Annotated in this window: 27 protein-coding genes; 15 read left to right on the top strand and 12 right to left on the bottom strand. The window is 75.2% G+C overall.

The window, feature by feature from the left end; translation table 11 throughout:
* Positions 1 to 31 precede the first annotated feature (31 nt).
* On the top strand, positions 32 to 817 hold the full coding sequence (locus CLV63_RS12275) for an SDR family oxidoreductase (protein WP_281260726.1): 786 nt from the start codon (positions 32 to 34) through the stop codon (positions 815 to 817).
* 35 nt (positions 818 to 852) lie between these two features.
* Positions 853 to 1,272 carry a hypothetical protein gene (locus tag CLV63_RS12270; RefSeq protein WP_106583102.1) on the top strand — a complete coding sequence of 140 codons (420 nt, stop codon included), beginning with the start codon at positions 853 to 855 and terminating at the stop codon, positions 1,270 to 1,272.
* Between the two features lie 174 nt (positions 1,273 to 1,446).
* Here the strand turns inward: CLV63_RS12270 and CLV63_RS12265 are convergent, their stop codons facing one another.
* Positions 1,447 to 2,025 (bottom strand): DapH/DapD/GlmU-related protein, encoded by a 579-nt coding sequence (locus CLV63_RS12265; RefSeq protein ID WP_106583181.1) that lies wholly within the window; start codon positions 2,023 to 2,025, stop codon positions 1,447 to 1,449.
* A gap of 72 nt (positions 2,026 to 2,097) precedes the next feature.
* A complete protein-coding gene (locus tag CLV63_RS12260) occupies positions 2,098 to 3,030 on the bottom strand; it encodes a LysR family transcriptional regulator (protein WP_106583101.1) in 933 nt (310 codons plus the stop codon).
* 472 nt (positions 3,031 to 3,502) lie between these two features.
* Between CLV63_RS12260 and CLV63_RS12250 the strand changes: the two genes are divergently transcribed.
* Positions 3,503 to 4,144 (top strand): restriction endonuclease, encoded by a 642-nt coding sequence (locus tag CLV63_RS12250; RefSeq protein WP_106583100.1) that lies wholly within the window; start codon positions 3,503 to 3,505, stop codon positions 4,142 to 4,144.
* A 214-nt stretch (positions 4,145 to 4,358) separates the two neighbouring features.
* Positions 4,359 to 5,324: a cation diffusion facilitator family transporter gene (locus tag CLV63_RS12245; RefSeq protein WP_106583099.1), complete on the top strand. Its 966-nt coding sequence runs from the start codon at positions 4,359 to 4,361 to the stop codon at positions 5,322 to 5,324.
* Positions 5,325 to 5,377: 53 nt separating this feature from the next.
* On the opposite strand, the gene CLV63_RS12240 is transcribed toward CLV63_RS12245, so the two are convergent.
* Both CLV63_RS12240 and CLV63_RS12235 read right to left on the bottom strand, forming a co-directional pair.
* A complete protein-coding gene (locus CLV63_RS12240; protein ID WP_106583098.1) occupies positions 5,378 to 6,001 on the bottom strand; it encodes a mycothiol-dependent nitroreductase Rv2466c family protein in 624 nt (207 codons plus the stop codon).
* 121 nt (positions 6,002 to 6,122) lie between these two features.
* Positions 6,123 to 6,770, bottom strand: coding sequence for an SRPBCC family protein (locus CLV63_RS12235; protein ID WP_106583097.1), 648 nt, complete (start codon positions 6,768 to 6,770; stop codon positions 6,123 to 6,125).
* A gap of 203 nt (positions 6,771 to 6,973) precedes the next feature.
* Between CLV63_RS12235 and CLV63_RS12230 the strand changes: the two genes are divergently transcribed.
* From CLV63_RS12230 to CLV63_RS12210, 5 genes are all read left to right on the top strand, one after another.
* On the top strand, positions 6,974 to 7,699 hold the full coding sequence (locus tag CLV63_RS12230; protein WP_106583096.1) for a spermine/spermidine synthase domain-containing protein: 726 nt from the start codon (positions 6,974 to 6,976) through the stop codon (positions 7,697 to 7,699).
* Between the two features lie 175 nt (positions 7,700 to 7,874).
* Positions 7,875 to 8,336, top strand: coding sequence for a MarR family winged helix-turn-helix transcriptional regulator (locus CLV63_RS12225; RefSeq protein WP_245928754.1), 462 nt, complete (start codon positions 7,875 to 7,877; stop codon positions 8,334 to 8,336).
* Between the two features lie 68 nt (positions 8,337 to 8,404).
* Positions 8,405 to 9,649: an MFS transporter gene (locus tag CLV63_RS12220; protein ID WP_245928766.1), complete on the top strand. Its 1,245-nt coding sequence runs from the start codon at positions 8,405 to 8,407 to the stop codon at positions 9,647 to 9,649.
* 154 nt (positions 9,650 to 9,803) lie between these two features.
* Entirely contained in the window at positions 9,804 to 10,562 is a 759-nt protein-coding gene (locus tag CLV63_RS12215) for a class I SAM-dependent methyltransferase (protein WP_106583094.1), read from the top strand.
* Positions 10,563 to 10,637: 75 nt separating this feature from the next.
* Positions 10,638 to 11,084 carry a hypothetical protein gene (locus CLV63_RS12210; protein ID WP_106583093.1) on the top strand — a complete coding sequence of 149 codons (447 nt, stop codon included), beginning with the start codon at positions 10,638 to 10,640 and terminating at the stop codon, positions 11,082 to 11,084.
* Positions 11,085 to 11,152: 68 nt separating this feature from the next.
* On the opposite strand, the gene CLV63_RS12205 is transcribed toward CLV63_RS12210, so the two are convergent.
* From CLV63_RS12205 to CLV63_RS12195, 4 genes are all read right to left on the bottom strand, one after another.
* A complete protein-coding gene (locus CLV63_RS12205; RefSeq protein ID WP_106583092.1) occupies positions 11,153 to 11,452 on the bottom strand; it encodes a hypothetical protein in 300 nt (99 codons plus the stop codon).
* Between the two features lie 66 nt (positions 11,453 to 11,518).
* A complete protein-coding gene (locus CLV63_RS12200) occupies positions 11,519 to 12,166 on the bottom strand; it encodes a hypothetical protein (RefSeq protein ID WP_245928753.1) in 648 nt (215 codons plus the stop codon).
* Positions 12,106 to 12,477, bottom strand: coding sequence for a helix-turn-helix domain-containing protein (locus CLV63_RS34530; protein WP_245928752.1), 372 nt, complete (start codon positions 12,475 to 12,477; stop codon positions 12,106 to 12,108). The genes CLV63_RS12200 and CLV63_RS34530 overlap by 61 nt, the downstream gene beginning before the upstream one ends.
* A gap of 100 nt (positions 12,478 to 12,577) precedes the next feature.
* Positions 12,578 to 13,789, bottom strand: coding sequence for a lycopene cyclase family protein (locus tag CLV63_RS12195; RefSeq protein ID WP_106583091.1), 1,212 nt, complete (start codon positions 13,787 to 13,789; stop codon positions 12,578 to 12,580).
* 52 nt (positions 13,790 to 13,841) lie between these two features.
* Between CLV63_RS12195 and CLV63_RS12190 the strand changes: the two genes are divergently transcribed.
* Positions 13,842 to 14,594 carry a class I SAM-dependent methyltransferase gene (locus CLV63_RS12190; protein ID WP_106583090.1) on the top strand — a complete coding sequence of 251 codons (753 nt, stop codon included), beginning with the start codon at positions 13,842 to 13,844 and terminating at the stop codon, positions 14,592 to 14,594.
* Positions 14,591 to 16,129: an FAD-dependent oxidoreductase gene (locus CLV63_RS12185; protein WP_394339762.1), complete on the top strand. Its 1,539-nt coding sequence runs from the start codon at positions 14,591 to 14,593 to the stop codon at positions 16,127 to 16,129. Before CLV63_RS12190 ends, CLV63_RS12185 begins: the two co-directional genes overlap by 4 nt.
* Positions 16,130 to 16,315: 186 nt before the next feature.
* Here CLV63_RS12185 and CLV63_RS12180 read toward each other — a convergent pair whose 3' ends face one another.
* From CLV63_RS12180 to CLV63_RS12165, 4 genes are read right to left on the bottom strand one after another with little or no spacing between them, the layout of a single operon-like run.
* Positions 16,316 to 17,320 carry a DUF5914 domain-containing protein gene (locus CLV63_RS12180; RefSeq protein ID WP_106583089.1) on the bottom strand — a complete coding sequence of 335 codons (1,005 nt, stop codon included), beginning with the start codon at positions 17,318 to 17,320 and terminating at the stop codon, positions 16,316 to 16,318.
* Positions 17,321 to 17,374: 54 nt separating this feature from the next.
* Entirely contained in the window at positions 17,375 to 18,313 is a 939-nt protein-coding gene (locus tag CLV63_RS12175; RefSeq protein ID WP_106583088.1) for a phytoene/squalene synthase family protein, read from the bottom strand.
* On the bottom strand, positions 18,310 to 19,830 hold the full coding sequence (crtI, locus tag CLV63_RS12170) for a phytoene desaturase family protein (RefSeq protein WP_106583087.1): 1,521 nt from the start codon (positions 19,828 to 19,830) through the stop codon (positions 18,310 to 18,312). Before crtI ends, CLV63_RS12175 begins: the two co-directional genes overlap by 4 nt.
* Before the next feature lie 20 nt (positions 19,831 to 19,850).
* Positions 19,851 to 20,999 carry a polyprenyl synthetase family protein gene (locus tag CLV63_RS12165; RefSeq protein ID WP_106583086.1) on the bottom strand — a complete coding sequence of 383 codons (1,149 nt, stop codon included), beginning with the start codon at positions 20,997 to 20,999 and terminating at the stop codon, positions 19,851 to 19,853.
* Between the two features lie 378 nt (positions 21,000 to 21,377).
* On the opposite strand from CLV63_RS12165, the gene CLV63_RS12160 reads away from it, so the two are divergent.
* From CLV63_RS12160 to CLV63_RS12145, 4 genes are all read left to right on the top strand, one after another.
* Positions 21,378 to 22,325, top strand: coding sequence for a universal stress protein (locus CLV63_RS12160; protein WP_106583085.1), 948 nt, complete (start codon positions 21,378 to 21,380; stop codon positions 22,323 to 22,325).
* Positions 22,326 to 22,522: 197 nt separating this feature from the next.
* A complete protein-coding gene (locus CLV63_RS12155) occupies positions 22,523 to 24,040 on the top strand; it encodes a sugar ABC transporter ATP-binding protein (protein ID WP_211301273.1) in 1,518 nt (505 codons plus the stop codon).
* A complete protein-coding gene (locus CLV63_RS12150) occupies positions 24,033 to 25,034 on the top strand; it encodes an ABC transporter permease (protein ID WP_106583084.1) in 1,002 nt (333 codons plus the stop codon). The genes CLV63_RS12155 and CLV63_RS12150 overlap by 8 nt, the downstream gene beginning before the upstream one ends.
* A 26-nt stretch (positions 25,035 to 25,060) precedes the next feature.
* Positions 25,061 to 26,065 carry a sugar ABC transporter substrate-binding protein gene (locus CLV63_RS12145; RefSeq protein ID WP_106583083.1) on the top strand — a complete coding sequence of 335 codons (1,005 nt, stop codon included), beginning with the start codon at positions 25,061 to 25,063 and terminating at the stop codon, positions 26,063 to 26,065.
* The last annotated feature ends 48 nt before the right edge of the window (positions 26,066 to 26,113 follow it).

The following is a 26,113-nucleotide window of genomic DNA, read 5'->3' as shown; positions in this document are numbered from 1 at the left end:
CAGGGGCGCGGCGGCGGCACAAGGAGCATCCGTGACGAAGACGATCCTGGTCACCGGGGGTACCGGCATGGTGGGCCGCCTGGTGGTCGACCGGCTTGCCGCCGAAGGGCACGCCGTCCGCGTACTGAGCAGGCGCGCACCCGAAGCGGTGCCGGGGGCCGCCGCGACGCTGGCGGCCGACCTCCGCTCGGGCGGCCCTCGGCTGGCGGCGGCCGTCGAGGGCGCCGACACCGTCGTCCACCTGGCGAGCACCCCCACTGGCGGCGATACGCGGTCGGCCGCGAACCTGTTCGGCGCGGCCCGCCGCGCCGAGGTGCCGCACGTGGTGCTGATCTCCATCGCGGGAGTGGACCGCAGCCCGCTGCCGTACTACAGGACGAAGCTGCGGGTGGAGCAGGCGCTGGCCGACTCGGGCCTGGGCTGGACGCTGCTGCGCACCACCCAGTTCCACGGCCTCGTCCAGAAGATCTGCGCGCTGCTGGCGAAGGCGCCGCTGGCGGTGGTCCCGCTGATCCCCCTCCAGCCCGTCGACGCGGGAGAGGTCGCCGACCGGTTGGTGGCACTCGCAACGCGGGAGCCCGCAGGGCGGGCCGCCGACTTCGGCGGGCCGCGCGTCGCTACGTTCCCCGACCTCATGCGCTGCTACCTGCGCTGGTCAGGGCGCCGCAGGCCACTGATGCCCGCGCCGCTGCCCGGGCGGACGATGGCGGCCTTCCGCGCGGGGCGGCATCTGGCGCCGGCGGTCGGCCGGATCGGCTTCGAGGAGTTCCTCGCGGCCCGGCGTCCGCACCCGCGCCGTGGAACGGAGGAGCGGTGACCGGGGCTGCCCGCGAGCGGCGGGACCGAGGAGCGGTGACCGGGGCGGCCCGCGCCTGGCTCCGGGCCGGGCTGGTCGGCCTCGCCCTGGTCGAGTTCACCGTCGGGGCGTGGCAGGCGCTCCTGCCGGCATCCTTCTACAACGACATCGACTGGGTGGCGCGGTACCCGCCGTTCAACGACCACCTGATGCGCGACCTCGGCGGCCTGAACCTGGCGCTCGGCGTGGTCCTCGCCGGTGCCGCCCTGGTGCTGGAACGCCGGTTCGTCGTGACGGCGCTCCTGGCCTTCCTGATGTACTCGTCGTCGCACGTGCTGTTCCACGCGACCCACACCGAGCACTTCACCCGCGCTGAGGCGACCGTGCAGGTCCTGACACTGGGCGTGGGGGTCCTCATCCCGCTGGCGCTGCTCCTGCTCGCGCGCCGCGCGAGCGATCCCGCGCCGGACGGCTGAGAGCCCGCCGGGGCGCCGGTCCTCCGCCGGGGGATCGGCGCATCCGCGGGCGTGCCCATGGCCGGGGGACGTCGCCCTGCCAAGACGTCGGGTGCGCCGTGCCGCGTCACCGCGGTCGGGTGGTGCGTGCGGCGGCGGATCCCACCGAGGACCGGGGTCGGCGCGACTCCGGTACTACCAGCGTCGGCGCACCGTGCCCTTGGGCCCGGCGACCAGGCTCGCCGCCGGTACGTCGTCGGCGACGACCGTCCCGGCCGCGACAACGGCGTCGCGACCGATGCTGACGCCGGGCAGGATCGTCGCTCCGGCGCCGATCCACACGTTCTCCGCCACGTCGATGGGCGCGCCGCCGAGGAAGCGGCGCCGCTCGTCGGGGTCCACGGGGTGGCCCATGGTGATGAACGTGGCCTTCGGGCCGACCATCACGCGCTCGCCCAACCGGATTCCGGCGTAGTCGAGGAACGTGCAGCCCTGGTTCACGAAGACGCGCTCCGCCAGGTCCAAGCCGAGGCCGTGGTCCGTGTAGAAGGGCGGGTAGATCGTCACGTTCGCAGGGGGAGGGCCGCCCAGGATCTGCGCGAGCAGCTCCGCCTTCCCCGCCGCATCATCGAACGGGAGGACGTTGAGGCGCGAGGTCAGCTCGGTGACCCGCAGCACCCTCTCGTGCATCGCCGTGAACTCGACACCCAGCACACGCTCGCCCCTGGCCAGGAGCTCGGGGTCGTGGATCCGCATGAAGCGGTCGTCGGTCATCCGGCGATTGTCGCGCATCTGTCGCGCACACTCCGCCGAGGTCGGCGGCGGGACCCCCGGCCGTCCGTTCGGCTAGCGGGCGGGTGTCTTCAGTTCCGCTTCGAGGATCGCGGCGCGGGCGTGCAGCGCGTCGACGGCGGCGGCGATCGCAGGGCTGCCGCGGCTGCCGCGCCGCGTGCAGGTGAGGTACCGCCGCGACGGTGCCTGGTCGGCGGCGATGGGCAGGTGCGTCACCGGCCGTCCCGGCGGGAGTTGGGCCAGCCGCGGGACCAGGGCGACCCCGAGCCGGTGCGCGACCATGCCCGCCGCGACCGTCCACTCCTGCACCTCGTGGGCGATGCTGGGGCTGAACCCCGCCGGGCTGCACGCTGCGAGGACGTGCTCTCGCGATGTGCTCCCCGGCAGGCAGAGGATCCACCGCTCCTCCGCGGCCTCTTCGAGCCGGACGCTGGTGCGCGCGGCCAGCGGGTGCCCTTCGGGGACGAGCAGCTCGAACGGGTCGTCGATGAGCGGGCGCTGGTCGAACCGCCGGTCGGTCGCCGCCGGGCCGCTGGGGGTCGCCTCGACGATGGCGAGGTCGGCGCCGCCGTTGAAGAGCAGCTCGAAGCAGTCGGCCGACTCGGCCTGCCGGAGTTGGACGGTGAGGTTCGGGTTGGCGTCCTCCAGCTCCTGGGAGATCGGCGTGAGCAGGGTGCAGATCGCCGTGGGGAACCCGGCCAGGCGCAGGACCCCGGCGGGGCGGCCGTTGCTCGCGCTCAGCTCGGCGGCGGCCTGCTGCCAGCGGGACTCGATGGCGGCGGCGTGGGAGAGCAGGCCGCGGGCCGCGGGCGTGAGGCGGACCCGGCGGCCGTGCGGTTCGAGCAGCACGGTGCCGAGGTCGCGGCCGAGCTGGCGCACCTGCTGGGAGGCTGCCGAGGGGGTCATGTGCAGCGCGTTCGCCGCGGCGGTGACGGTGCCGTAGTGCGCCACCGCTTGGAGGACCCGCAGCCGCCGAAGGTCGATCATGTAGGTCAGTCTTCACAATTCAGTGCGGAAATCCAACCTGGACCTGTATCGCCCGGCCTTCCATGCTGGAACGCGGACTCCGAGGCACGGAGGCCCCGCCGGACGGCGGGAACAGGGAGGCGAAATGTCGATGGGCAGGTGCCCGCACTGCGGCTGGACCGACGCGCACCCGTTCCGGACCCTGTCGCGCCATCGGACCGCGACCGGTCTGACCGTGTGGGCGCGCTGCTGGTGCGGGTCCTTGCAGGTACGCGTGATCGATGAGGCGGGGGTCCGGGTCGCGGCCCGCGGCCGTCCCGCGGAGGGGGCCGCCGATCCCGCCTCCACCGCGCCCCCGTTCCAACCCTGCCCCTGATCGGCCCGGCCGCCGCCGCAACGGCATCGCGGCGGCGGCGATTCGGGCTCCGCCGGGCGGTGCGGGGCGCCGGGGGAGGAGGATGGGGGTCCGCGACACCCGCACCGGAAGGTCCCCGTGGCACCCGCCCGCAGGCGGCGGCGAAGCCGCCGCAGGTCCGAGCAGTACCGCTTCGCCATTGCCGCCGCCGGGGTGCTCCTGCTCCTGGCAGGGGCGTGGCTGTGGCGCAATCGCGCCGAGGTGCTGCCGTGGCTGGCGCCGGTCGCGATCGCCGCCGCGGTCCTCGCCGTCGCCCTGGTCTGGCTCACCCGGCGCCTCCGCGACGCGCGGCTGCGGCGCTACCTCGCCGACCACGCCGACCTCGGCTTCGTCGACGGGCTGACCGGCCCGGCGTTCGAGCTGCACGTGGCGATGCTGCTGCGCCGCGACGGGTGCACCCGGGTGGCGGTGATCGGCAAGGCGGGGGACGGCGGGGTCGACATCACCGGCCGCACACCCGGCGGCGTCCCGTTCGCCGTCCAGTGCAAACTGTGGAAGCGGCCCGTACCGCCCAAGGAGATCCGCGACTTCCAAGGCGTGCTGGCCACCACCCACCGGGGCCACGCGGGCGTGTTCGTCGCCTCCGGCGGGTTCACCGCCGCCGCGCGCACCGCAGCGGGCCACAGCGTGCTGATCCTGGTCGACCGCGAGCGGCTCGCCCGCTGGATGAGCGGAAAGGCGCCGCTGCGGCTGCCGCACGCGGCCGCCGGCGCGGATTGACGTGATCCGCGGCGGCGGGCGGGGCCGTCGGCGTGCGGAGCGCCGTCCGTCCGGCGGCCGCCGCGGGGCCGATAGCCTGTGCTTTCGCGCCCCGCGGCGGCGCCGCGCAGCAGGCACGGTCCGCGGGACGGCGCAGCGCCCTGGCGAGCCGACGGCCCACCGGGACACACCCCAAGGGAACGCGTGCGGCACCGACCAGAAGGGCCTGACATCCGTGAGCACTGAAGGCAGCACCAAAGCGGTGGTGACCGCGCTCGGCGCGAACCTCGGGATCGCCGTCACCAAGTTCGTGGCCTACGTCCTCACCGGATCCTCGTCGATGCTGGCCGAGTCGATCCACTCCGTCGCCGACTCGGGGAACCAGGCGCTGCTGCTGCTCGGCGGCAAGCGGGCGCGGCGCGGGGCGACCCCCGACCACCCGTTCGGGTACGGCCGCGAGCGCTACATCTACGCGTTCATCGTCGCCATCGTGCTGTTCAGCGTCGGCGGGCTGTTCGCGCTGTGGGAGGCATGGCACAAGATCAGCGATCCGCACCCGATCACCGAATGGCAGTGGGTCCCGATCGCGGTGCTGCTCGTCGCCATCGTGTTGGAGTCGTTGGCACTGCGCACCGCCGTCCGCGAGTCCAACGCTGTGCGCGGCTCGGCGGGGTGGGTGCAGTTCATCCGCCGGTCCAAGTCGCCGGAGCTGCCGGTGATCCTGCTGGAGGACACCGGTGCGCTGCTCGGCCTGGTCTTCGCGCTCGCGGGGGTGAGCCTGACGCTGATCACGGGCAACGGCATCTGGGACGGACTCGGCACCGGCGCCATCGGCGTCCTGCTGGTCGTCATCGCGATCGTCCTCGCCATCGAGGTCAAGAGCCTGCTGATCGGGGAGTCGGCGACGGACGAGCACGTGCGCCTGATCGAGCAGGCGATCGTGGCCGGCGACGACGTCGACCACGTGATCCACATGCGCACCCTGCACCTGGGCCCCGAGGAGCTGCTGGTGGCGGCGAAGATCGCCATCGACCTGGAGGACGACGCGCGCGAGGTCGCCGCCGCGATCAACGGCGCCGAGGCGCGGATCCGCGCGGCCGTGCCGATCGCCCGGCTCGTCTACATCGAGCCCGACATCCTCCGCGGGCGCGCGGCGCGGGCCGCGGCCCCCGCCACCGACGCGCCCGACCCGACTCCGTAACACCACGCGCCGCCCGGCCCGGCGCCGGAGCACCGCCCGGCTCCGGGCGCGGGTCAGCGGGTACCGGCGATGTCGGGGTCGGCGTGCGGGGCGCCCTTGAGTTCGTGGAAGCCGGGCGTCCCCGCGACCAGCACGGTGCCGTCCCACAGCTCGCCGGCCTGCTCGCCGCGCGGGAGCCGGGAGATCACGGGGCCGAAGAACGCCGTCCGCCGGCCCGCGGGGTCGGTCGCCGCCACCACGGGCGTGCCGACGTGCCCGCCGACCAGCGCGATGCCTTCGGCGTGCGACGCGCGGACCGCGTCGTCGTAGTCCGTCGACATCCCCGCTTCGGCCAGCGCGCGCGGCAGCCCCGCCATGGTGAGCGCGTCGTCCAGCGGGCCTGCCCAGTCGTCGCCCGCGCCGTCGACGGTCCACAGCGCGGTGTAGAAGCGGCCGAGCGCCGCGCCGCCGTACTCCTGCCGCACCGCGGCGCAGATGCGCACGGGGACCCACAGGTAGCCCTCGGGGTCGCCTTCGGGGTCGTCGTCGCGCCCCTCGTTGAGGACAGAGAGGCTCATGACGTGCCAGCGCACGTCGATGGGCCGGACCGCGGCGGCCTCCAGGACCCACCGCGACGTGATCCAGGTGTAGGGGCAGGACGGGTCGAACCAGAAGTCGGCGGTCCATCGCGTGGTCACAGCCCGCTCCTCCGTCTCAGCGGCGCGCCGGTGCGCGTCGCAACGGAGTATCGCACCGGGCGTGCCGGAACGGCGCCGGGCGGGGCCGGGGCGCGCCGACGGGTTCGGCCGGGCGCGCCGGTCACCCCTGCGCGCCGGGCTCCGGGGCGTAGAAGGCGGCGGTCTTGCGCGCGGCGGTGTCGGCGGTCTCGGCGTCGGCGCCCGCTGCGCGGTGGGCCGCGCCCCACGCCCGGCTGCTGGCGGTGACGAACTCCCGGCCCTCGGGGGTCCCCGCCCAGGTGTCGGGGTCCGCCGTCCGGCCGTCGGCCAGGTGCCAGGCGAGACCGAGCAGCCCGAGGTCCCAGCCGACCCCGGTCGCGCCGGGACCGAACTCCGCCCACATCTCCGGCGGGACGACCCCGGTGTGTTCGAGCTCGAACAGCGTCCCTTCGCCGTCGGCGGTCAGCCGGACCTCGACCTCGGAGACGTCGGACTCGCCCGGGTCCTCCCCGAACACCCAGGTCACCTTGAGCAGGCGGGGCGGCTCGCAGCGGAGGATGTCGCCGCCGGCGTTGCCGTCGAGCTGGTAGCTGCCGCCGGGGCGGAGGTCGCCTTCGACGGGGAGGAACCACCGGCCGATCCGCTTGGGGTCGGTGCACGCGTCCCAGACGTCGGCCACGTCGGCGGCGTAGTGCCGCCGCAGCAGGACGGCGGTGCCCTCGCCGGCGGGGATGCGGCGGGTGCCCAGCGCGCGGTGGGTCCCGTTGATGTGATCGTGGTTGTCGGACACGTGCTCTCCTCCGGTGGCCGGTGCGGGTCGCCGTGCGGTGCCGTCCGACGGCGGTTCCATTGTTTCAGGTTCCACTTATATAAGTCAATAACGTTATAACGAGGTCGGGGGCATGGCGACCACGGCATCCGGGCGCGCGGCGGTGCGGACACGCTCTAGGGTCGGGAGGGACGGGCGTCCATGCGTACAGGCCGGGGGAACAGATGAGTGCTCGCTTCCAGGAGCTCGACTGGCGCGCGACGCCGATGGGCGATATCAGCCTGCGGCGGCGCCACGACGCCCTCGTCGGCGGCGACGTGTACGAGATCAAGCTCGACGACGACTTCCTGATGTCCAGCATGTTCACGGCCGCCGAGATCGAGCTCGCCCGGCTCGCGCTGGCGGAGCTGCCGGGCGAGGGGCTCGACGTCGCAGTGGGGGGCCTCGGGCTCGGCTACACGGCCGAGACCGTGCTCGAACACCCGAACGTGGGCTCCCTGGCGGTGGTGGAGGCGCTCCCTGAGGTGATCGACTGGCATCGGCGCGGCCTGATCCCCGCAGGCGCCGTGCTGGCGGCCGATCCCCGGTGCACCCTTGTCCACGGCGACTTCTTCGCGATGGTGGAGGGGGCGACGGGCCTCGACCCGGCGGAGCCGGAGCGGCGCTTCCACGCCGTCATCGTCGACATCGACCACTCGCCGCGCCACCTGCTGCACCCCGGACACGCGGGGTTCTACGAGCCGGAGGGGATGCGCCGCCTGGCGGACCGGCTGCACCCGGGCGGGGTGTTCGCCCTGTGGTCCAACGACCCGCCGGACGACGGCTACACGGCGGCGCTCGCCGAGGTGTTCACCGACGTGCGGGCCGAGGTCGTCGGCTTCCCCAACCCCATCCAGCAGCGCGAGTCGACCAACACCGTCTACCTCGCCCGGACGCCGGTAGGAGGCTGACCGCGACGCCACCGGCGTAGGGGTCGCCCTGACCCAATGCCGTTGACGTAAGGAGTCCGGCCCATCCCACGCCCACCCTCCACGCCCGGCGGCTACTCGCTGCGGCTGGGTTGTGGGGCGGTGTCCGTAGCGGAGGCATTTGATTAGCTAGCCTAGCTAACTATATGCTGGGCGGGTGGAATCGACGTCGGAAGGGCTGGCCCAGCACCTCACCAGGGCAATGCGCGACCTGGTGCTGCTCATGCGCCAGGCAACGGCCGACCAGCCCGTCACCGCCCAGCAGCTCGCCATCCTCGGCTCACTCGAACACGGCCCGCGGCGGGTCGGCGCACTCGCCGAGGAGCACGGCGTGCGGACCCCGACCATGACCGCGCACCTGGGGCGCATGGCGGAGGCCGGGCTGCTGACCCGCACCGCCGACTCCGCCGACGCCCGCGCCGTCGACATCGGGCTCAGCGAGCAGGGCCGGCGGCTGCTGGTCGAGGTCCGCGCGGTCCGCGCGGCGCGCCTGGCCGAACGCCTCGACGCGCTGAGCGCAGCCGAACGGGCGGCGATCGCCCGGGCCCTCCCCGCGTTCGCCGAACTGTGCGAGCCGGGCCCCGCCGACGCGGTCGGCGCCCGCGTCCCCGGCGGCTGAGCCGCACCGCCGCTCCGCGCCCCGGTTGTTCCGCATCTCCAGTACATCCTATGATCCGATGATTGCGAGTGCTCATGTCCGCGTCCTCCGACGCAGCGTTATCCGCCCCCGCCGCCCGGCGCGACTCGCCGTGGCGCCAGCCGGCCCCCGTCTGGGCGACCGCCTTCGCCGCCGTGGTCGCGTTCATGGGCATCGGCCTGGTCGACCCGATCCTGCCCTCCATCGCCGAGGGCCTCGACGCCACCCCTAGCCAGGTGTCACTGCTGTTCACCAGCTACTTCCTCGTCACGGCCGTCGCCATGCTGCTCACCGGGTTCGTGTCCAGCCGGATCGGCGGCAAGGCCACCCTGCTGCTCGGACTGACGCTGGTGGTGGTGTTCGCCGCGCTGTCCGGCGCCTCGGGCTCCGTGGGCGAACTCGTCGCCTTCCGCGCGGGCTGGGGGCTCGGCAACGCCCTGTTCATCGCCACGGCCCTTGCGGTGATCGTCGGGTCGGCCGCGGGCGGGATGGAATCGGCCATCGTGCTGTACGAGGCGGCGCTGGGGGTCGGCATCGCGTCCGGACCCCTGGTCGGCGCGCTGCTGGGCAACTGGCACTGGCGCGCCCCGTTCTTCGGCACCGCCACCCTCATGGCCGTGGGCTTCCTGTGCATCGCCGCGTGGCTGAAGGCGACGCCGCGGCCCGAGCGGCGGATCCGGCTCGCCGACCCGCTGCGCGCACTCGCCCACGGCGGCCTGTCCACGACGGCGTTCACCGCGCTGTTCTACAACTTCGCCTTCTTCACGGTGCTGGCGTTCACCCCGTTCCTGCTGGGCATGTCGCCCTACGGGATCGGCGCGGTGTTCTTCGGCTGGGGGCTGATGGTCGCGGTCTCCTCGGTGTTCGGCGCGCCTGCGCTGCAACGGCGCATCGGGTCGGCGGCGGTGCTGCACACCGCGCTCGCACTGCTGGGCGCGCTGATGCTCGTGGTCGCGTTCAGCGGGCAGGCCGGCATCGTCGTGGCCGTCGTCCTCACGGGGGTGCCCATCGGCCTGAACAACACCGTGTTCACCGCCGCGGCCATGGAGGTCTCCGACGCGCCGCGCCCGGTGGCGTCGGCCGGCTACAACTTCGTGCGCTGGATGGGCGGCGCGCTCGCCCCCTTCATCGCCACCAAGCTCGGGGAGGAGGTCTCCCCGGCGCTGCCCTACATCGTCGGCGCGGCGTGCTGCGCGGTCGCCATGGGGATCCTGGTGCTGCGCCGCCGCCACCTCGCCCCGCTGAAGGAGCTGGACGCCGAGCAGGGGCCGGCCGCGGCGCCGGCCACCGCCTGACCGGACTGCGGGACGCCGATCCGGGCGGCTCCGGCCGGGGCGGTCCGCGGGACGCACGCCGGACCGGCGCCCCAAAGCTGTGCGCAGGCGGTCCGCCCCGGCGCGGCGGAAAACCCGGTGGCGCCCCCGGCTGCCCGGCTGCCATGATCGCGCGATGAAGCGAACGTTCGACGACCTGGTCGGCGAGGCCGCCGCCGTGTCGGTCGACGGCTGGGACTTCTCCTGGCTGGACGGCCGCGCAACGGAGCAGCGCCCCTCCTGGGGCTACCAGCGCGCCATGGGCGAGCGGCTGGCGGCGGCGACCGCAGCCCTCGACGTCCAGACCGGCGGCGGCGAGGTCCTCGCCGGTGTCCCGGCGCGGCCGCCGCTGATGGTGGCGACGGAGTCGTGGCCGCCCAACGTCGCCGAGGCGACCCGGCTGCTGCACCCCCTCGGCACCGCGGTCGTCGCCGATGCCGACGAGCCGCCGCTGCCCTTCGCCGACGAGGCGTTCGACCTGGTGGTCAGCCGCCACCCGGTGACCGTGTGGTGGACGGAGATCGCCCGGGTGCTGCGGCCCGGCGGAACGTACTTCTCCCAGCAGGTGGGCCCGGCGAGCGTGTTCGAGCTGGTCGAGTACTTCCTCGGGCCGCAGCCGGAGGCGCGCCGCGCCCGCCGCCCCGACGACGCCCGCGCGGCGGCGGAGGCCGCCGGGCTCCGGGTCGCCGAGCTGCGCGCCGAGTCGCTGCGCATGGAGTTCCACGACATCGGCGCGGTCGTCTACTTCCTGCGCAAGGTCGTCTGGATGGTGCCGGGATTCACCGTCGACGGCCACCGCGACCGGCTGCGGGAACTGCACGAGCGGATCGAGGCCGAGGGGCCCTTCGTCGCCCACTCCGCGCGCTTCCTGATCGACGCCCGCAAGCCCGCCTGACAGCGGCCTGACAGCGGGCGGCACCGCCGGACCGTGCGCGCCGCCCGCTCGGCGGTCCCGACAATGGGAGCGGCCATGCGCCGATTCGAGGCACCGTGGGGCACCGCCGAGGTCTACGCCGCGGAGCCGGTGCCCCCGGAGCTGCGGACCCTCGCCCGCGACCTCGCGCCCCTCGGCCCCCGGTTCCGCCCCGCCCTGCTCCGGTTCCGGATAGGGGAGGGGAGGCGGGCCCCGTACGCCGCGGTCTGGCCGCCCGACCGCCCGGTGCCGCGCCTCACCGGCGGCGGGCCGCTCACCGCCGGTGAGGCGCGCGATCTCGTGTTCGCGGAGGTCCAGCGACTCACGTGCCGGGTCTGCGGGACGACGGTCCGCGGCGTCTACCCCGGCGGCGCGCTCGGCGGCGGGGACCGCGCCGCGTCCGCCCACCGGCCGGTCGACGGGTGCGCCGCGTGCGGCAGCAGCTTCGCCGCCTCGCGGGTGCAGGCGCTCGCCGTGCTGCCGCCCGCGGCATCGGGTCCGTGACACGCCGCCCGCCGCAGCGGGCGGGACCGCCGGGCCCGCCTCAGGCCGGGGCGCCGCCGGGCCCGCCCTCACGCCGGGGCGGCGGCGGGGCCGTCCTCTGCTGCGGGAGCCGGCGCGGGACGGGGCGGCGCCTCGGCGTCGATCGGCCCCAGCCCCAGCGCAGCCAGCGGTCGGCCCGCGCGCAGCGGGGGATTGTCCAGGGCCTCGGCGAGCGCCGTCCCGGAGTCCTCGGTGATGGTCGGGGCGACGATGTCGCACTCGCGTCTGGGGTTGGCGACCCACAGGGACCCGGCGCGCCGGATCCCGTACCTGTCGCCGTACCTCTCCCGCAGTGCCGCCAGCGCGGCGTCATCGGAGCTGGAGACCATCAGCCGACGGTAGGGCGCCGCGGCGGGAGAGGGGGCACAAACTGTGCCCCCTTCGTGCCGGGCGGCTCAGTGGAGCAGGCCCACGTGGTCGGCGAGCTCCGCGGCGCGGCTCCGGCGCTGCGCCGAACCGGTCTCCAGCTCCTCCACGATGATGCGGCGGGCGTAGCCGTTGTAGCGGACCGTCTCGGGCGCCGCCTCGTGCGCCGCCGACAGGACCGCCAGTGCGGTGTCGGGCTGCCGGTCGAGCTGGTAGGCGCGCGCCTGCTCGATGGCGTGCCGCGCGCGCCGCGGCCGCGAGGGGATCAGCCGGGCGGCGGCGCGCCGGGCCTGGCGCACGGACTCGCCCCCGGCGCGCAACTCCACCGCGATGGTCGTGGCGTGCGCCCCCATGATCGCCCGGGAGAACGAGGTCACCGGGTGGTAGTAGCCGCCGGGCAGCCGCGCCGCCATGGCGTCGGCCGCGTCCCAGTGCCCCCACGCCGTACCGCTCTCGCCCCGCCGGGCTGCGGTGTACCCCGCCTCGAACCGCAGCGCCCCCCAGATCGCGAGCACGGCGGCCGGTGCGTTGTCGACGTGGGGTGCGAGTGCCGCGATGGTCTCGCCGGTGACGGTGTCGGCGGCGTCCCAGTCGCCGGAGTCGCGATGCGCCTGGGTCATGAGCCAGGACGCGATGCCGATGGCGTGGGGGTCGCCGAAGTCCTGTGCGGCGACCATTCCGCGTTCGGCCACCCGCCACAGCAGGTCCTGTGCCGGCTGGTAGGCGAGGAAGAGTCGACGTCTACCGACTGGCAGCCGGTGAGCTGGGCGAGGTCGCGGGTGCGCAGCGCCTCGGCCAGGCGCAGCAGCAGCGACAGCTTCGGGGTCGCCAGCCTGCCGCACTCGACCGCCTTCACCCACGACCCGGACCGGCCGACCAGGCCGCCGAGGACTTCCCTGGTCATGCCGCGCCGGGTGCGCAGCAGCTTCAGCCGCTGCCCGAAGGCCAATTCGGTTCCTGCGGGGTCGGGGGAGTCGTCCGCGGGCATGGGCACCTGCCTTCCGCTGAAGCCGAAGACCAGGATAGGCGGCAGCCCTGTCGGCTCATGGGGGCTTTTGCCGAACCCGCATAGGCTGCGGTCCGGCAGGTCAGCGTGCCGGGGGCCGGTCCCGGCCGGCTGCGCGGGGCGGGATGCGGCGCACAGCGGACCAGGCGTGCTCGGCGGTCGTCGCCGCCATCGGCAGCAGCGGTGTCGTGGTGCCCATGGCGAGCTCCCGCGGCAGCGCCGACGCGCCGTCGAGGAAGTCCAGGACGTCGCGCATCCCGTTGCGGCCGAAGAGGCGGGTGAAGAACGCCGCGCCGTCGACCCGGCCGCGGTCCAGGGCCCTGAGCAGGATCGCGTCCATGGCCAGGTGCCGGCGGCGGTGGGGGACCGGCGGCACGGGGACCGCGCCGCGCTCCAGCGCCCGCACGACCGCCGCGGTCTGGCGCTGGATGCCGCTGAACGTGTAGCCGGTCGACGGGCGGGTGGCCCCGCCGGCCGCGCCGATGCGGAACACTCGGCGCCCCGTGCGGGTGCGGAACCGGGCGTCGGTCATCGGGATCGCGCCCTGCTCCGACGCCGTGACGGTGAACGGGCCCAGGCCGAGGACACGGCCGGTGTAGTCGCGCAGCGCGGCGTCGTATCCGGCGTCGTCGATGACCGCGCGGGTGAACTCGGTGTACTCGACCAGCGCCGTGCGCTCCGACAGTGGCAGGACGTAGCCGAACGACACGCCCGAGCGGGGCTGCGGTGTGCGCAGGTCCATGAGGACGGCGCCGCCGGGGTCGAAGGCGTCGGCCTCGGTGGCCACGAACCAGCCGCGGAAGTGCTGGAGCAGGGTGGTGCGCGCCGGGGGGAGCGGTTTGGGCGGCCGAGAGTCGAACACCCAGCGGGCCGCGATCTCCACGGGCGCGCCGTCGGCGCCGACGGCACGGACAGTGGCGCGCGCCGCGCCGTCCTCGATCGCGGTGACCGCGGCCCGGTAGCGGGTGGCGCCGCCGGCCGGCCCGGCGTGCACGTGCGCCTCGAAGTCGCGCGACCGCAGCATCTTGTAGGCGAGCGGGGCGATGCCGGAGCGCAGCCGCCGGCCCGCGGGGTCGACAACGGCGAGCCGGTCCCAGCGGGCCGCGAGGACGGGGTCCCACGGCCCGGTGCCGCGCTCCCAGTAGCACCAGGTGCGCTCGGGGGGACGGAGCGGGCCGTCGGGCGGCTCCAGCAGCGCGACCGAGAGGCCCCGCGCGGTCGAGTGCGCGAGCCGGTGGGCGAGGGAGAGTCCCGCCGCTCCGGCGCCGACGACGGCGATGTCGAACTCGCGCATGCCGACTAGCATTGCACGCACGGCCGGGGCGGTTCCACGGGAACGGGTGAGCATGCGCGGCAGCGACACAGCAGCGGTAGCGGTATCGGTCACCGACGCGTTCGACCACCACGCCGCCTCCTACGACCGCCTCGTCGGCGCCAACCCGGGCTACCACCGCCACCTGCGCATCTCCGCGCGGCGCCTGGGTCTCCCTTCCGGCGGCTCAGGCCTGCGCGTCCTCGACCTCGGCTGCGGCACCGGCGCCTCCACGGCCGCCCTCGCCCGGGTGCTGCCCCGGGCCGAGATCATCGGCGTCGACGCCTCGGCGGGCATGCTCGCCGCAGCCCGGGCGAAGCGCTGGCCGGCGCGCGTCCGGTTCGTGCACGCCCGCGCCGAGGAGCTGTCGGCCGCCGACATCGACGGCCCGGCCGACGCCGTCCTCGCCGCCTACCTGCTGCGCAACTGCCCTGAGCCCGACACCGCGCTCGCCGCCATGCGCGCGCTGCTCCGCCCCGGTGGCCGGATCGTCCTGCACGAGTACTCGGTCGCCGACTCCGCCGCGGCGCGCGCCGTGTGGTCGCTGGTCTGCTGGAGCATCATCATCCCCCTCGGCCGCGCCGTCACCGGCCGCGCCGACCTGTACCGCTACCTGTGGCGCAGCGTCCTGGACTTCGACGGCGCGGCGGCCCTGCGCGCCCGCCTGCGCGCGGCCGGCCTCGACAGCGTCCGCACGGCGCCGATGCCGGGGTGGCAGCACGGCATCGTGCACACCTTCACCGGCCGCGTGCCGGACGCCGCTGCGGCACCGCGCGGCGGCGCGTGAACGCCGGCCGGCGCGACCCGCGCGCGGTCGCCGTGGCACCGGCGGCCCCGATGGGCGCGCGGCGCGATTCCGCCCCGTCGGCGGCGGTCATCGGCGGCGGCATCGCCGGGATCGCCGCCGCGACCGCGCTGGCCGAGCGCGGCGTCCGCACGACCGTCCTGGAGCGCGATCCCGGCCTCGGCGGGCGCCTGCGCGGCTGGCCCACCGTGCTGCGCGACGGCACGACCGCCACCATGAGCCGCGGCTTCCACGCCTTCTTCCGGCAGTACTACAACCTGCGCGCCCTCCTGGGCCGCGCCGACCCCGGGCTCGGGATGCTCGTCCCCCTGGCCGACTACCCGCTGGTCCACGCCGACGGCCCGCGCGACCGGTTCGCCGGGCTGCCCCGCACCCCGCCGTGGAACGCCGCGGCGCTCGCGGTACGCAGCCGGAGCTTCCCGCCGCGCGAACTGGCCCGCGTCAACATCGCGGCGGCGCTGCAACTGCTCGACGTGGACGTGCCGGGCGTCTACGACCGGCTCGACCACCTCGACGCGCAGGCGCTCCTCGACGCCGTGCGCTTCCCGCCGAGCGCCCGGCACCTCGCGTTCGAGGTGTTCTCCCGCAGCTTCTTCGCCGACCCGCGCCGCCTCTCCGCCGCGGAGCTGGCCGCCATGTTCCACATCTACTTCCTCGGGTCCAGCGAAGGACTGGTGTTCGACGTCCCCCGGTCGCCGTTCCCGCAGGCGCTGTGGCACCCCATGGGGGCGTACCTGGAGCGCATGGGGGCCGACGTCCGCACCGGTGCGGACGTCGAGCGCGTCGGGCCGGGCCGCCGGCGCAGGTTCGCCGTCCACGTCGACGGGGACCCCGTCCGGGAGTTCGACGCCGTGGTGCTCGCCGCCGACGTACCGAGCCTGCGCGCGCTCGCGGGCGCCTCGCCGTGGCTCGCCGGATCGGAGTGGCGGGCGCGGGTCCAGCGGGCGCCGAGCGCACCGCCGTTCCTGGTGTCGCGGCTGTGGCTGGACCGCCCGGTGCGCGCCGAGAGGCCGGGGTTCGCGGGCACCGCCGGGTTCGCGACGCTCGACAACGTCAGCGTGCTCGACCGCTACGAGGACGAGGCGCGCTCCTGGGCGGCGCGCACCGGCGGCTCGGTAGTGGAACTGCACGCCTACGCCCTGCCCGAGGGCTGCGACGAGCACACCGAGCGCGCGCGGCTGCTCGACCAGTTGCACCGCCTCTACCCCGAGACCGCGCGGGCCGTTATCGTGGACGAGCGCCACGAGCTGCGCGCCGACTGCCCGCTGTTTCCGCCCGGCGGGTACCGCGACCGCCCCGGAATCCGCACGCCAGACCCCGACCTGGTGGTGGCGGGCGACCACGTGCGGGTCGGCCTGCCCGTCGCGCTGATGGAGCGCGCGGCCACCAGCGGGACACTCGCCGCGAACGCCCTGCTGGGCCGCTGGGGGCTGCCCGGCCACACGGTGTGGAGCGTCCCGCTCGGCGGGCGCAGCGCCCCGCTCCGCGCCCTCGCCCGCTGGGCGCGCGGCGCGTAGCCGGTCGTCCCCACCGCCGCAGACAGCGCGCCCCGGCACCTCCTCGGTTCCGTACGCACAGGATGGCTGCCATGCGGTGGACCGGACTGGTGGGAGAACTCCAGCGTGGTGTTTCGTGCCGCCGGGTGCTTCGCAGCCGCGACGGCCGCCCACCCCCTGTCGTCCGGGTCTCCGGTCGAATGCGGGCTATCCCGGCCAGCGGCCGGTGGTGCGGAGGGTGTAGCGCCGTTCGGCGTAGGCGAGGTCGTCGCGCCACAGGCGGCGGGCCGCGGCGCGCACCAGGGGGCGGATCGCGGGGGCGAGGCGGCGGGCGACGGCGAACCCGGACCGCTCGGAGGTGGCGATGGTCGCCTCGATGACCGCTGTGCGCGGGATCCCGTCGCGCACGCCCAACGGGGTGGCGTGCGTCTCGACGACGCTGCCCTCGCCCTCGCCCTCGATGATGTGCATGACCACGGTGCGCGGTTCGGGGCAGCTGAACGCCGCCCGTACCGGCACGCCCCACCGCCCCGCCACCTTGTAGGCGACCTCGACGACCATGCGATCGGGGTCGGGATCGGGGCCCGAGGGTGTTTCGGTGACGCGCAGGCCGATGAAGGAGTAGGGGTGGAACCACGAGCCGTGCCAGGGGTCGAGCCGGTTGGCGACGACGTCCTCCGGTTCGCACCGCCCCGCGACGCTCTCGACCGCCGCGATGGTGCCCGACGGGTCCGGCCGCACCGGCAGCACCGGGCGCGGCAGCGGCCGCTCCCCGCCGACCCGGTCCAGCCGCACCCAGGCGAGGACGCCGTCGTCGTAGGCGGGGAACGGGTCCCAGCCGGGGAACCCGCCGGCGTCGAGGGAGAGCCCGTGCCAGCGGCAGGTCAGCCGCCCCTCCGCCACCGCGCCGCGGCACAGCGGGGCACCCAGGTGCGGGCAGGCGCCGGGGGCCGCGAGCAGCCCGCCGTCGGCGCCGCGCCACGCGACGATCTCGGTACCGGCGACGACCCGGCCGAACGGCCGGTCGTCCCGCACCTCGCTGCTCGCCGCGAGGACGAACCAGTTGCCGGAGGGCCGCGCGAGCGCGCGCTTGAGCGCGGCGTCGATCAGGCCGGGGGCGGCGCCGCGCCAGGTGGGGCGCTGCCGCTGCCAGGTCGTCGCCGGCATCCGGCGCAGGGGGATGCGCCGCGGGGCCGGGTCCGGGAGTGCCATGGTGTCGGGTCCTTCCCGTTGTGGTCGGAGCGGTGCGGTCGGCAAGGGGGGCCGTCAGCCGGTCGCGCGGGCCGCCAGCGCGCGTGCCAGCGCGGGGAGCGCGACCGCGGCCCTGCGGGAGCGGGGGACGCGGTGCCGCCGGACCCACACGTCGTAGTCGGCGGCCTCGATCGCGTCCAGGATGCCGCGGTAGAGCCGCAGCGCGGTGGTGACACACGGGCGCGACACCGGGGAGAGCATGGCGCAGCCGGGCTCGGCCCTGCCGTACACCTCCCGGTTGATGCGGACCAGTTCGGCGAGCGCGGCGCGTACCCTGCGGTCCTGGACGCGGGTGCGCCGGCAGTGCTCCAGGAGCTCGCGGCCCGCGCCGTGCGCGGAGAGGACGTCGGCCGGCAGGTAGACCCGGCCCCGTTCGAGGTCCTCGGCGACGTCGCGGAGGAAGTTGGTGAGCTGGAACGCCTCGCCCAGCGCCGCGGCGTGCGGGGCGGCCTCCGCCCTGGGCACGACGGTCCCCAGCACCGGCAGCACCTGGAGGCCGATGACGGCGGCCGAGCCGTACATGTACCCGCGCAGCTCCTCGTAGCTGGCGTACTCGGTGACGGTGAGGTCGGCGCGCATGGACGCGGTGAACGCGGTGAAGTACTCGGCGGGGATCGCGTAGCGCCCGGCGGTGTCGGCGAGGGCGCGGATCACCGGCCGCCGGGCCGCGCCCGAGCGGAGCGCGGTGCGCAGGTCGTCCTCGACGGCGTCGAGCACGGCGAGGCGCTGGGCGTTCGTGCGCCGCGGCTCGATGTCGTCGACGATGTCGTCGACCCAACGGGCGAATCCGTAGAGGGCGTGGATCGCGGGGCGGCGTGCGGCGGGCAGCACCCGGGTCGCCAGGTAGTAGGTGCGGCCGTGGCGGGCGTGCAGCGCACGGGAGGCGGCGTAGGCCGCGCGCAGCCCGGGGCCGGTGATCCCGGCCGCGTCGAGTTCGGCGGCGGTGCCCATCACCGGGCCCCGCGCCCAACGGCCGCGGCGCCCGCGATGCGGGCGGCCGCGAGCTTGCCGGAGACCAGGACGGTGGGCAGCCCGACCCCCGGTGTGGTGCCGCACCCGGCCAGCACCGCGTTGGCGGTGCCCGACACGAGGTTGCGCGGCCGGAACGGCCCGGTCTGCGCGAAGGTGTGCGACGTCGCGAAGGGCGTGCCGAACGCGAGGCCGCTGCGCGCCCAGTCGGCGGGGGTGATCAGCCGCTCGGCCACGATGGACGCCGCGAAGCCGTCGAGGCCCCGCTCCTCGACCGTGCGGACGAGGTGATCGCGGTACCGCCCCGCCGCGCGCGCCCAGTCCGGCCCGCCCGCGCGCAGGTTGGGGCACGGGGCGAGGACGGAGTAGAGCTCGCCGCCGGGTGGGGCGAGCGCGGGGTCGGTGGCGGTCGGCCGGGTGATCAGCAGCGACGGGTCGCTCATGGTGCGCCCCTGCCGGGTGATCTCGTCGAAGGTGCGCTCCCATGCGGACCCGAAGGAGATGGTGTGGTGCCCGGACCGGGTGTCGCGCCGGTCCGTTCCGGCGTGCAGCACCACCGCCGACGGCGAGAAGCGCAGCGGCACCGGCCGCCACGGCGTGCGCCCGAGGAGCCGGTACGCCATCGGCAGGTCGGGGGTGAGCACCACGGCGTCGCAGCCGATCCGCTCGCCGTCGGCCGTCACGGCCGCGACGATCCGGTCGCCGCGGCGCTCCAGCCGCCGCACCGGCGTGTTGTACCGGAGGGTGCCGCCGGCCTTGGCGACCGATCCGGCTAGGGCGTCGCCCAGCGCGCGCATGCCCCCTTTGGGGAAGTACACGCCGGCGATCGTGTCCATGTAGGCGATGACGGCGTAGGCCGCCAGCGCCCGCTGCGGCGCGACACCGGCGTAGAGCGCCTGGAAGGAGAAGATCCGGCGCAGCCGCTCGTCGGAGAGGAAGCGGCCGACGGCGGGCGCGAGCCGGCCGAACCCGCCCATCGCGGCGAGGCGGGCCAGCTCCGGCGACAGCAGCGCGAACGGCGAGTCGAAGTTCGTGTCGATGAACCGGCGCATCTCCAGCGCGTAGAGGCGGCCGAGCCAGTCGCGCAGCCGCAGGTACCCCGCCGCCTCCCGCGGGCCGGCGACCCGTTCCACCTCCGCCGCCATGGCCTCGGCACCGGTGTGGACGTCGATCGCCGACCCGTCGGCGAACCGGGCGCGGTAGGCGGGGTCGAGCCGGACGAGGTCCAGCCGGTCGGTCACCGAGTCTCCGACGGCGGCGAGCGCCTCGTCGATCAGCTCCGGCATGGTGAGCACGGTCGGGCCGGTGTCGATCCGGAACCCGTCGACGTCTAGGCGGCCGGCCCGCCCGCCCGGGTGGGGGTCGCGCTCCAGGACGGTCACCTGCCGGCAGGCCCCCAGCAGGTGCAGCGCCGCGGCGAGCCCCGCCATGCCCGCCCCCACGACCACGACGTGGTCGGTGCGCCCGGGGACGGTGCGCTGCTGTGTCGTCCGCGGGTTCATGGGCTGCCTCGTCTCGGGTGCTATCGGAGGCGCGCCACGGCGTGCCCGGCCAGGGCCGTGAGCGCGTCGCGGGCGGTGGCGGCGAAGGGGGCCCCGGCGAGGTGGGCGAGCCCGCTGTCGAGCAGGGCGCGCATGTGCGCCTCGACGGCGGAGCGTGCGGCGAGGTCGTCGAGGAGGGCGCCGACCGCGCGGACGTCGGCGTCGGTCAGGCCGGGGTCGCCCACGGCGCCGCGCAGGGTGTCGGCGGCGGCGGGGTCGCCGCGCTCGCGGGCGCGGCGCAGCCCGATCGCCAGCAGCAGGGTCGGCTTGCCCTCGCGGATGTCGTCGCCGATGGGCTTGCCGGTCGCGGCGGGGTCGCCGTAGACGCCGAGCAGGTCGTCGCGGAGCTGGTAGGCGGTCCCGACGTCGGAACCGTAGGAGCGCAGCGCGGCGACGGCGCCGCTGCCCGCTCCGGCCAGCGCCGCGCCGAACTCCAGCGGCCGCTCGACGCTGTAGGCGGCGGTCTTCAGCCGGGCGACCCGCAGCGCGGTCGGTTCGGATACGTCGGCCTGCGCCTGGGCGTGCAGGTCGAGGAACTGGCCGGCGATCATCTCGGTGCGCATGGCGCGCCAGGGCGCGCGGACGCGCGCCCGCCGGTCGGTGCCGTCGAGCGCGTCGTCGAGCATGTCGTCGGCCCAGGCGAGCGCGAGGTCCCCGGCGAGGACGGCGACGGACTCGCCGTAGCGCCGGGGGGAGCCGCGCAAGGAGCCGGACCGGTGCGCCTCGGCGTACTCCCGGTGCAGTGCGGGCTGCCCGCGGCGGGTCGGGGAACCGTCCATGACGTCGTCCTGGATGAGGGCGCAGGACTGGATGAGCTCCAGCGCCGACACGGCGCGCAGCGCCGCTGCGGCGCCGGGCCCGCTGCCGGGGCCGCCGCCGGCCCGCCACCCCCACCACGCGAACGTCGGCCGGATCCGCTTGCCGCCGAGGAGGGTGAAGCGCTCCAGCCGCGCCACGACCTCGCCGTCGAAGCGGGGGTCGGTGGGATCGGCGGCGCCGCGCCGGGCGGTGAAGAAGTCGTTCAGGCAGCGTGCGACGGATTCGGCGAGGCCGGGGTCGCCGGGGTCGCCGGGGGGTACCGCGGCGAGCGGCCGGGCGGGGTCGAGCGCGCCGGGGCGGATCGCTGCCATGCCGGCCTCCCGGAGTGGTGGGGCAGATGGGCGGGCGCCGATGGGCGGTCGCGGATCCTCCCGTCGTACCCCCTTCCTTGTTCACGATCCCCGCTCGCCAAACCTTTCGCCCGCCGCCACGCCGCACGGGCCGCGACCGTTCCGCGGCCCGACACGGGGGCCGGGACACTGGCGGTCGGCGGGCGCCGTGGCGAGACTGGGACCACCGCACGGCCCCGGGGCCGGCCGCGTGCGGCCGCGAACCGCCCGGCCGCGATACCGCCGCGGTGCGAGGCCGGGGAACCCCGCCGCAGGTCGGGGGCCGTTGGCGGTCGGCCGCGGCCCGCGCCCGCCCGCCGGGCCGGGCACCGAAACGTCGTCCAACGAGAGGACCGGCCGATGAACGGCACGGAGTCGGCAGGGCCGGGAAACCCCGGGCCCGCCCGGCGCGAGGTCGCAGTGGGGATCGACGGGTCGCCGCCGAGCAGGACCGCGCTCGCCTGGGCCGCGCGCGCCGCCTGGGAGCGGCGGCTGGTCCTGCGGGTCGTGCACGCGGTGAGCATGCCGCTGATCGCGATGCCGTTGTCGCGGCCGGTGCGGATGTCGCCCACACCGGAGATCGCGGACCGGGCGGGGGAGCTGCTCGCCGCCGCTGTCGACCACCTCGCCGGGGGGTACCCGGGGCTGACGGTCGAGACCACGGTGTCGGCGCACGAGCCCGCGCCGGCCATGCTCGCCGCGTCGAAGAACGCCGCGCTGGTCGTCGTCGGCTCGCGCGGGCTCGGCGGTGTGGCGTCGCTGTTCCTCGGCTCGGTGAGCGTACGGGTGAGCGCGCACGCCGATTGCCCGGTCGCCGTCGTCCCGCCCCGGCCGGCGCACGAGACCGCCGAGCACCACCGGGTGGTGGTGGGCGTCGACGACTCACCGGCGTCGACCGCCGCGCTGCGCTTCGCCATCGGCGCCGCGGCGCACAGGGGCGCCGAAGTCGTCGCGGTGCACGCCTGGCAGCCGCCGGCGGCCGCCGATTCGACCATGCTGCTGGCATCGGGGTACGCGATCGACCGCGACGCCGTCGTCGCCGGTGCGCGCAAGCGCGTCCACGGCCTGGTCGACGGCGTCCTCGCCGAGGAGGAGAGCGGGGTCCGGGTGCGGGTCGCTGTTGTCGAGGAGCATCCGGCCCAGGCGCTGCTCACCGAGAGCGAGTCCGCCGACCTGGTCGTGGTCGGATCCCGGGGCCGCGGCGGCTTCCGCGGCCTGCTGCTCGGCTCGGTCGGGCAGGCGGTCCTGCACCATGCCGCGGTGCCCGTCGTCGTGACCCGCCCCGGCCCCGAGCACACGGCGGACTGAGCGGGGCGCGGCCCGACCCGCCGCCGGGCCGGGCCGCGTGCGGGCGACCGCTCGGCGGACCGCTCCGGCCGCCCGATGTCAGAAATCGATTGCTCGATTTTGTTCTGCACCCCTATCGATCGGTCGGCGGGCTAGGTAGGCTCCGCCGTGCCGCGATCCGGTCGAAACCGGTCACGAATGATCGATGGGGAGGCGCCGTGGCGCCGAACGCGCGACCCGAGCACCCACCGCCCGCGGTCGTGCTGCGCGGGTTGGCGAAGCGGTTCCCCGGCGTGGCGGCGGTCTCGGACGTCGACCTGGAGATCCAGCCGGGCGCCGTGCACGTCTTCGCGGGGGAGAACGGCGCCGGCAAGTCCACCCTGATGAAACTGATCGCCCAGATCGAACCGCCGAGCGCCGGCCGCATCGAGGTCGACGGCGCGGCAGTGCACTACCAGGGCCCCGGGCAGGCGCGGCGGCTGGGGATCGCAATGGTCCACCAGGAGTTCGCGCTCGCGCCCGACCTCTCCGTCGCCGAGAACCTCTCCATCGGGCAGGAGCCCGGCCGGTTCGGCTGGATCTCCCGCGGCGCCGAGCGCCGCGCCGCCGACGCGCTGCTGCGCACCGTGGGGCTCGACGTCCACCCGGGGCAGCGGGTCGGCCGGCTGTCGACGGCCGAACAGCAGCGGGTGGAGCTCGCGAAGGCGCTGGCGGTCGACGCGGGGGTGCTCATCCTCGACGAGCCGACGGCCAGCCTCACCGAGCAGCAGGCGCGGGAGCTGTTCGCGATCATCCGCACCCTCACCGCCAGGGGCATCGCGGTCCTCTACATCTCGCACCGCCTGGACGAGATCTTCGAGATCGGCGACACCGTCACCGTGATGCGCGACGGCTCCGTCGTGGCGACGAAGCCGGTCGCCGACCTCGACGAGAACCGGCTGGTCGGCCTCATGGTCGGCCGCGACGTCGCCAACCTGTACCCCAGGACCTTCCGGGAGCCCGGCGCGGTGCGCCTGAGCGTGCGCGGCCTGAGCCGGGGGACCGCCGTCCGGGACGCCTCGTTCGACGTGCGCGCGGGCGAGGTCGTCGGACTGGCGGGGCTCGTCGGCGCCGGGCGCACCGAGCTGGCCCGCGCGGTCTTCGGCGCCGAACCGCCTCACGCGGGGACCGTCACGCTCGACGGCACCGAGCTGCGGATCCGCGGCCCCGCCGACGCGATCGCCGCCGGGATCGGCTACCTCACCGAGAGCAGGAAGACCGACGGCCTCGCCCTGCAACTGGGGCTCGACAAGAACGTCACGCTCGCCCGGCTGCCGATGCGGGCCGGCCTGATCGACCTCGGCGCCGAGCGGCGGACCGCCGAGCGCGAGCGCGACCGGCTGCGCATCCGCGTGCCGCGGGTGGGCCGCCCCGTCCAGCTCCTCTCGGGCGGCAACCAGCAGAAGGTCGTCCTGGCCCGCTGGCTGGAGACCGGCGCCGACGTGCTGTTCTTCGACGAACCCGGCCGCGGTATGGACGTCGGGGCGAAGTCGGAGATGTTCCAGCAGGTGGACGCCCTCGCCGCCGACGGCAGGGCGATCGTGCTGATCTCCAGCTACCTGCCCGAGCTGCTGAACATGTGCGACCGGATCCTGGTCATGCGGGCCGGCCGGATCGTCGGCGAGGTCGCCCGCGCGGACTTCTCCGAGGAACGCATCGTCGCACTCGCGACCGGAGCAAAGGACGGCCATGAGTAACCGGACGGATGCGGGCCCGCGCGGCGGGCTCGGCGGCCTGGCCCCCCGGATCACGGGCGCGGTGTCGCAGGTCGCGGCGGCGGGCGCACTGATCGTGATCTTCGTGGCGCTGTCGATCGGCGCGCCGTCGTTCCTCACGGCGGACAACCTGTTCAACCTGGGCTCCCAGACCTCGGTGAACGCGGTCATGGCCGTCGGCGTGACCCTCGTGATCATCACCGGCGGGATCGACCTGTCCGTGGGCTCGGTGGCGGCGCTGTCCGGCGTGGTCGGCGTGCTGCTGATGGCGGACTTCGGGTTCGACCCGCTGCTGGGCATCCTCGGCGGGATCCTCGTCGGCATGGCCGCCGGGCTGGTGAACGGTCTCCTGGTGTCGGTCGTCGGCCTCCCGCCGTTCATCGCGACGCTGGGGATGCTCAGCGTCGGCCGGGGCCTGGTCCTCATCGCCACCGGTGCGGTCGCGGTGTTCGGCGCCCCGGAGTCCTTCCGGCTGCTGGGGCAGGGCGTCGTCGCCGCTGTCCCGATCCCGGTCCTGATCATCGCCGCCGTCGCCGTCGCCGGGCACCTCGTCCTCACCCGGACCCGGCTGGGGCGCTACGCCTATGTGATGGGGTCCAACAGGGAGGCCGCGCGGCTGTCCGGTGTCCCGGTGAAAAAGCACCTCACCTCCGTCTACGTGGTCTCCGGCGCCTTGGCGGGGCTGGCCGGCATGGTCGCGGCGTCGCGGATCAACTCCGGCCAGCCGAACTTCGGCGAGGGCCTGGAGCTGGACGTGATCGCCGCGGTCGTCATCGGCGGCGCGAGCCTGTTCGGCGGCAGGGGCACCGTGCTCGGCTCCCTGATCGGCGCGTTCCTCGTCGCGGTCATCCGCAACGGCGCGATCCACCTGGAGATCAACACCTTCTACCAGAACGTGCTGATCGGCGTGATCATCTGGCTCGCCGTGTGGTGGGACCGGTACCAGCGCCGCAGGCTCAGCGGTGACACCGGCTAACTGCGATGTCCAGGGAGGCCCGTGCCATGAACAAGGTCCTGTCGGCGATCAGCCTGCTGCTCGTGCCGACGCTCGCCGCGGCATGCACCGTGCAGGTCCGCGAGCCCACCGGCGCCGGGGCGGGGGAGGGCGAGACCGTCCGGATCGCCGTCGTGCCCAAGGCCATCGGGTTCGACTTCTGGGAGCAGGTGCGCGTGGGCGCCGAGTGCGCCGCGACCAAGCACCCCAACATCAGCCTGCACTGGGACGGTGCCACCTCGGAGGACGACGTCAGCGGCCAGCAGAGCCTGTTGCAGGACCTGCTGGCGCAGGGCGTCCACGGCCTGGTCTACGCCGCCACCGACGCCAAGGCCATGGCCGACGTCACCGAGACCGCCCGGCAGCAGAACACGACCGTGGTGAACATGGACTCGGGGACCGACCCGCAGCCCAAGGGCGTCCCGGTGTACGCAACGGACAACGTGGGCGCCGCCGAGGAGGGCACGGACGTGCTCGCCGAGCAGCTCGGCGGGACGGGCAAGGTGGCGTTCATCGAGTTCCAGCCCGGCACGAGCACAAACGAGACGCGGGCGGAGGGCTTCGAGCGCGGCCTCGAGGCGCACCCCGGGCTGGAGCTGGTCGCCCGGCAGTCCAGCAAGAGCGACTACAACACGGCCCTCCAGGTCACCCAGGACATCCTGACCGCGAACCCCGACCTCGACGGGATCTACGCCGGAAACGAGCCGGGCGTGCTCGGCGCGGCCGAGGCGGTGCGCCAGGCCGGCAAGGCGGGCGAGGTCAAGATCGTCGGCTGGGACACCTCCGAGGGCGAGATCGAGGCGCTGCGCGAGGGCGTGGTCACCGGCCTGATCGCGCAGAACCCGTTCAAGATGGGCTACGACTCGGTCGACGCGGCGATCGGCGAGATCCGCGGCAAGGCCGATACGGCGCCCGATACCGACACCGGCGCCGTCGTGATCGACAAGGACAACGTCGACTCCCCGGAGGTCCGCAAGCTCCTCAACCCGTCCTGCGACGCCCCGCCGGAGTGACCGCCCCACCGGAGTGACCGCCCCTGCGGCGCGCCCGGCGCGTCCCGC

The organism is Murinocardiopsis flavida, assembly GCF_003014485.1.
Classification (GTDB): Bacteria; Actinomycetota; Actinomycetes; order Streptosporangiales; family Streptosporangiaceae; genus Murinocardiopsis; species Murinocardiopsis flavida.
Note: the sequence above shows the minus strand (reverse complement) of the source record. Positions and strands in the feature narration are given on the sequence as shown.

Bases quoted from the DNA above. Each gene is read 5' to 3' on its own strand.
- CLV63_RS12195 (WP_106583091.1), bottom strand. From the start codon at position 13,789: ATGCGCGAGTTCGACATCGCCGTCGTCGGCGCCGGAGCGGCGGGACTC.
- crtI (WP_106583087.1), bottom strand. From the start codon at position 19,830: ATGAACCCGCGGACGACACAGCAGCGCACCGTCCCCGGGCGCACCGAC.
- CLV63_RS12205 (WP_106583092.1), bottom strand. From the start codon at position 11,452: ATGGTCTCCAGCTCCGATGACGCCGCGCTGGCGGCACTGCGGGAGAGG.
- CLV63_RS12200 (WP_245928753.1), bottom strand. From the start codon at position 12,166: ATGGTCGCCGCACAGGACTTCGGCGACCCCCACGCCATCGGCATCGCG.
- CLV63_RS12160 (WP_106583085.1), top strand. From the start codon at position 21,378: ATGAACGGCACGGAGTCGGCAGGGCCGGGAAACCCCGGGCCCGCCCGG.
- CLV63_RS12215 (WP_106583094.1), top strand. From the start codon at position 9,804: ATGAAGCGAACGTTCGACGACCTGGTCGGCGAGGCCGCCGCCGTGTCG.
- CLV63_RS12190 (WP_106583090.1), top strand. From the start codon at position 13,842: ATGCGCGGCAGCGACACAGCAGCGGTAGCGGTATCGGTCACCGACGCG.
- CLV63_RS12165 (WP_106583086.1), bottom strand. From the start codon at position 20,999: ATGGCAGCGATCCGCCCCGGCGCGCTCGACCCCGCCCGGCCGCTCGCC.
- CLV63_RS12150 (WP_106583084.1), top strand. From the start codon at position 24,033: ATGAGTAACCGGACGGATGCGGGCCCGCGCGGCGGGCTCGGCGGCCTG.
- CLV63_RS12145 (WP_106583083.1), top strand. From the start codon at position 25,061: ATGAACAAGGTCCTGTCGGCGATCAGCCTGCTGCTCGTGCCGACGCTC.
- CLV63_RS12265 (WP_106583181.1), bottom strand. From the start codon at position 2,025: ATGACCGACGACCGCTTCATGCGGATCCACGACCCCGAGCTCCTGGCC.
- CLV63_RS12260 (WP_106583101.1), bottom strand. From the start codon at position 3,030: ATGATCGACCTTCGGCGGCTGCGGGTCCTCCAAGCGGTGGCGCACTAC.
- CLV63_RS12210 (WP_106583093.1), top strand. From the start codon at position 10,638: ATGCGCCGATTCGAGGCACCGTGGGGCACCGCCGAGGTCTACGCCGCG.
- CLV63_RS12230 (WP_106583096.1), top strand. From the start codon at position 6,974: ATGAGTGCTCGCTTCCAGGAGCTCGACTGGCGCGCGACGCCGATGGGC.
- CLV63_RS34530 (WP_245928752.1), bottom strand. From the start codon at position 12,477: ATGCCCGCGGACGACTCCCCCGACCCCGCAGGAACCGAATTGGCCTTC.
- CLV63_RS12180 (WP_106583089.1), bottom strand. From the start codon at position 17,320: ATGGCACTCCCGGACCCGGCCCCGCGGCGCATCCCCCTGCGCCGGATG.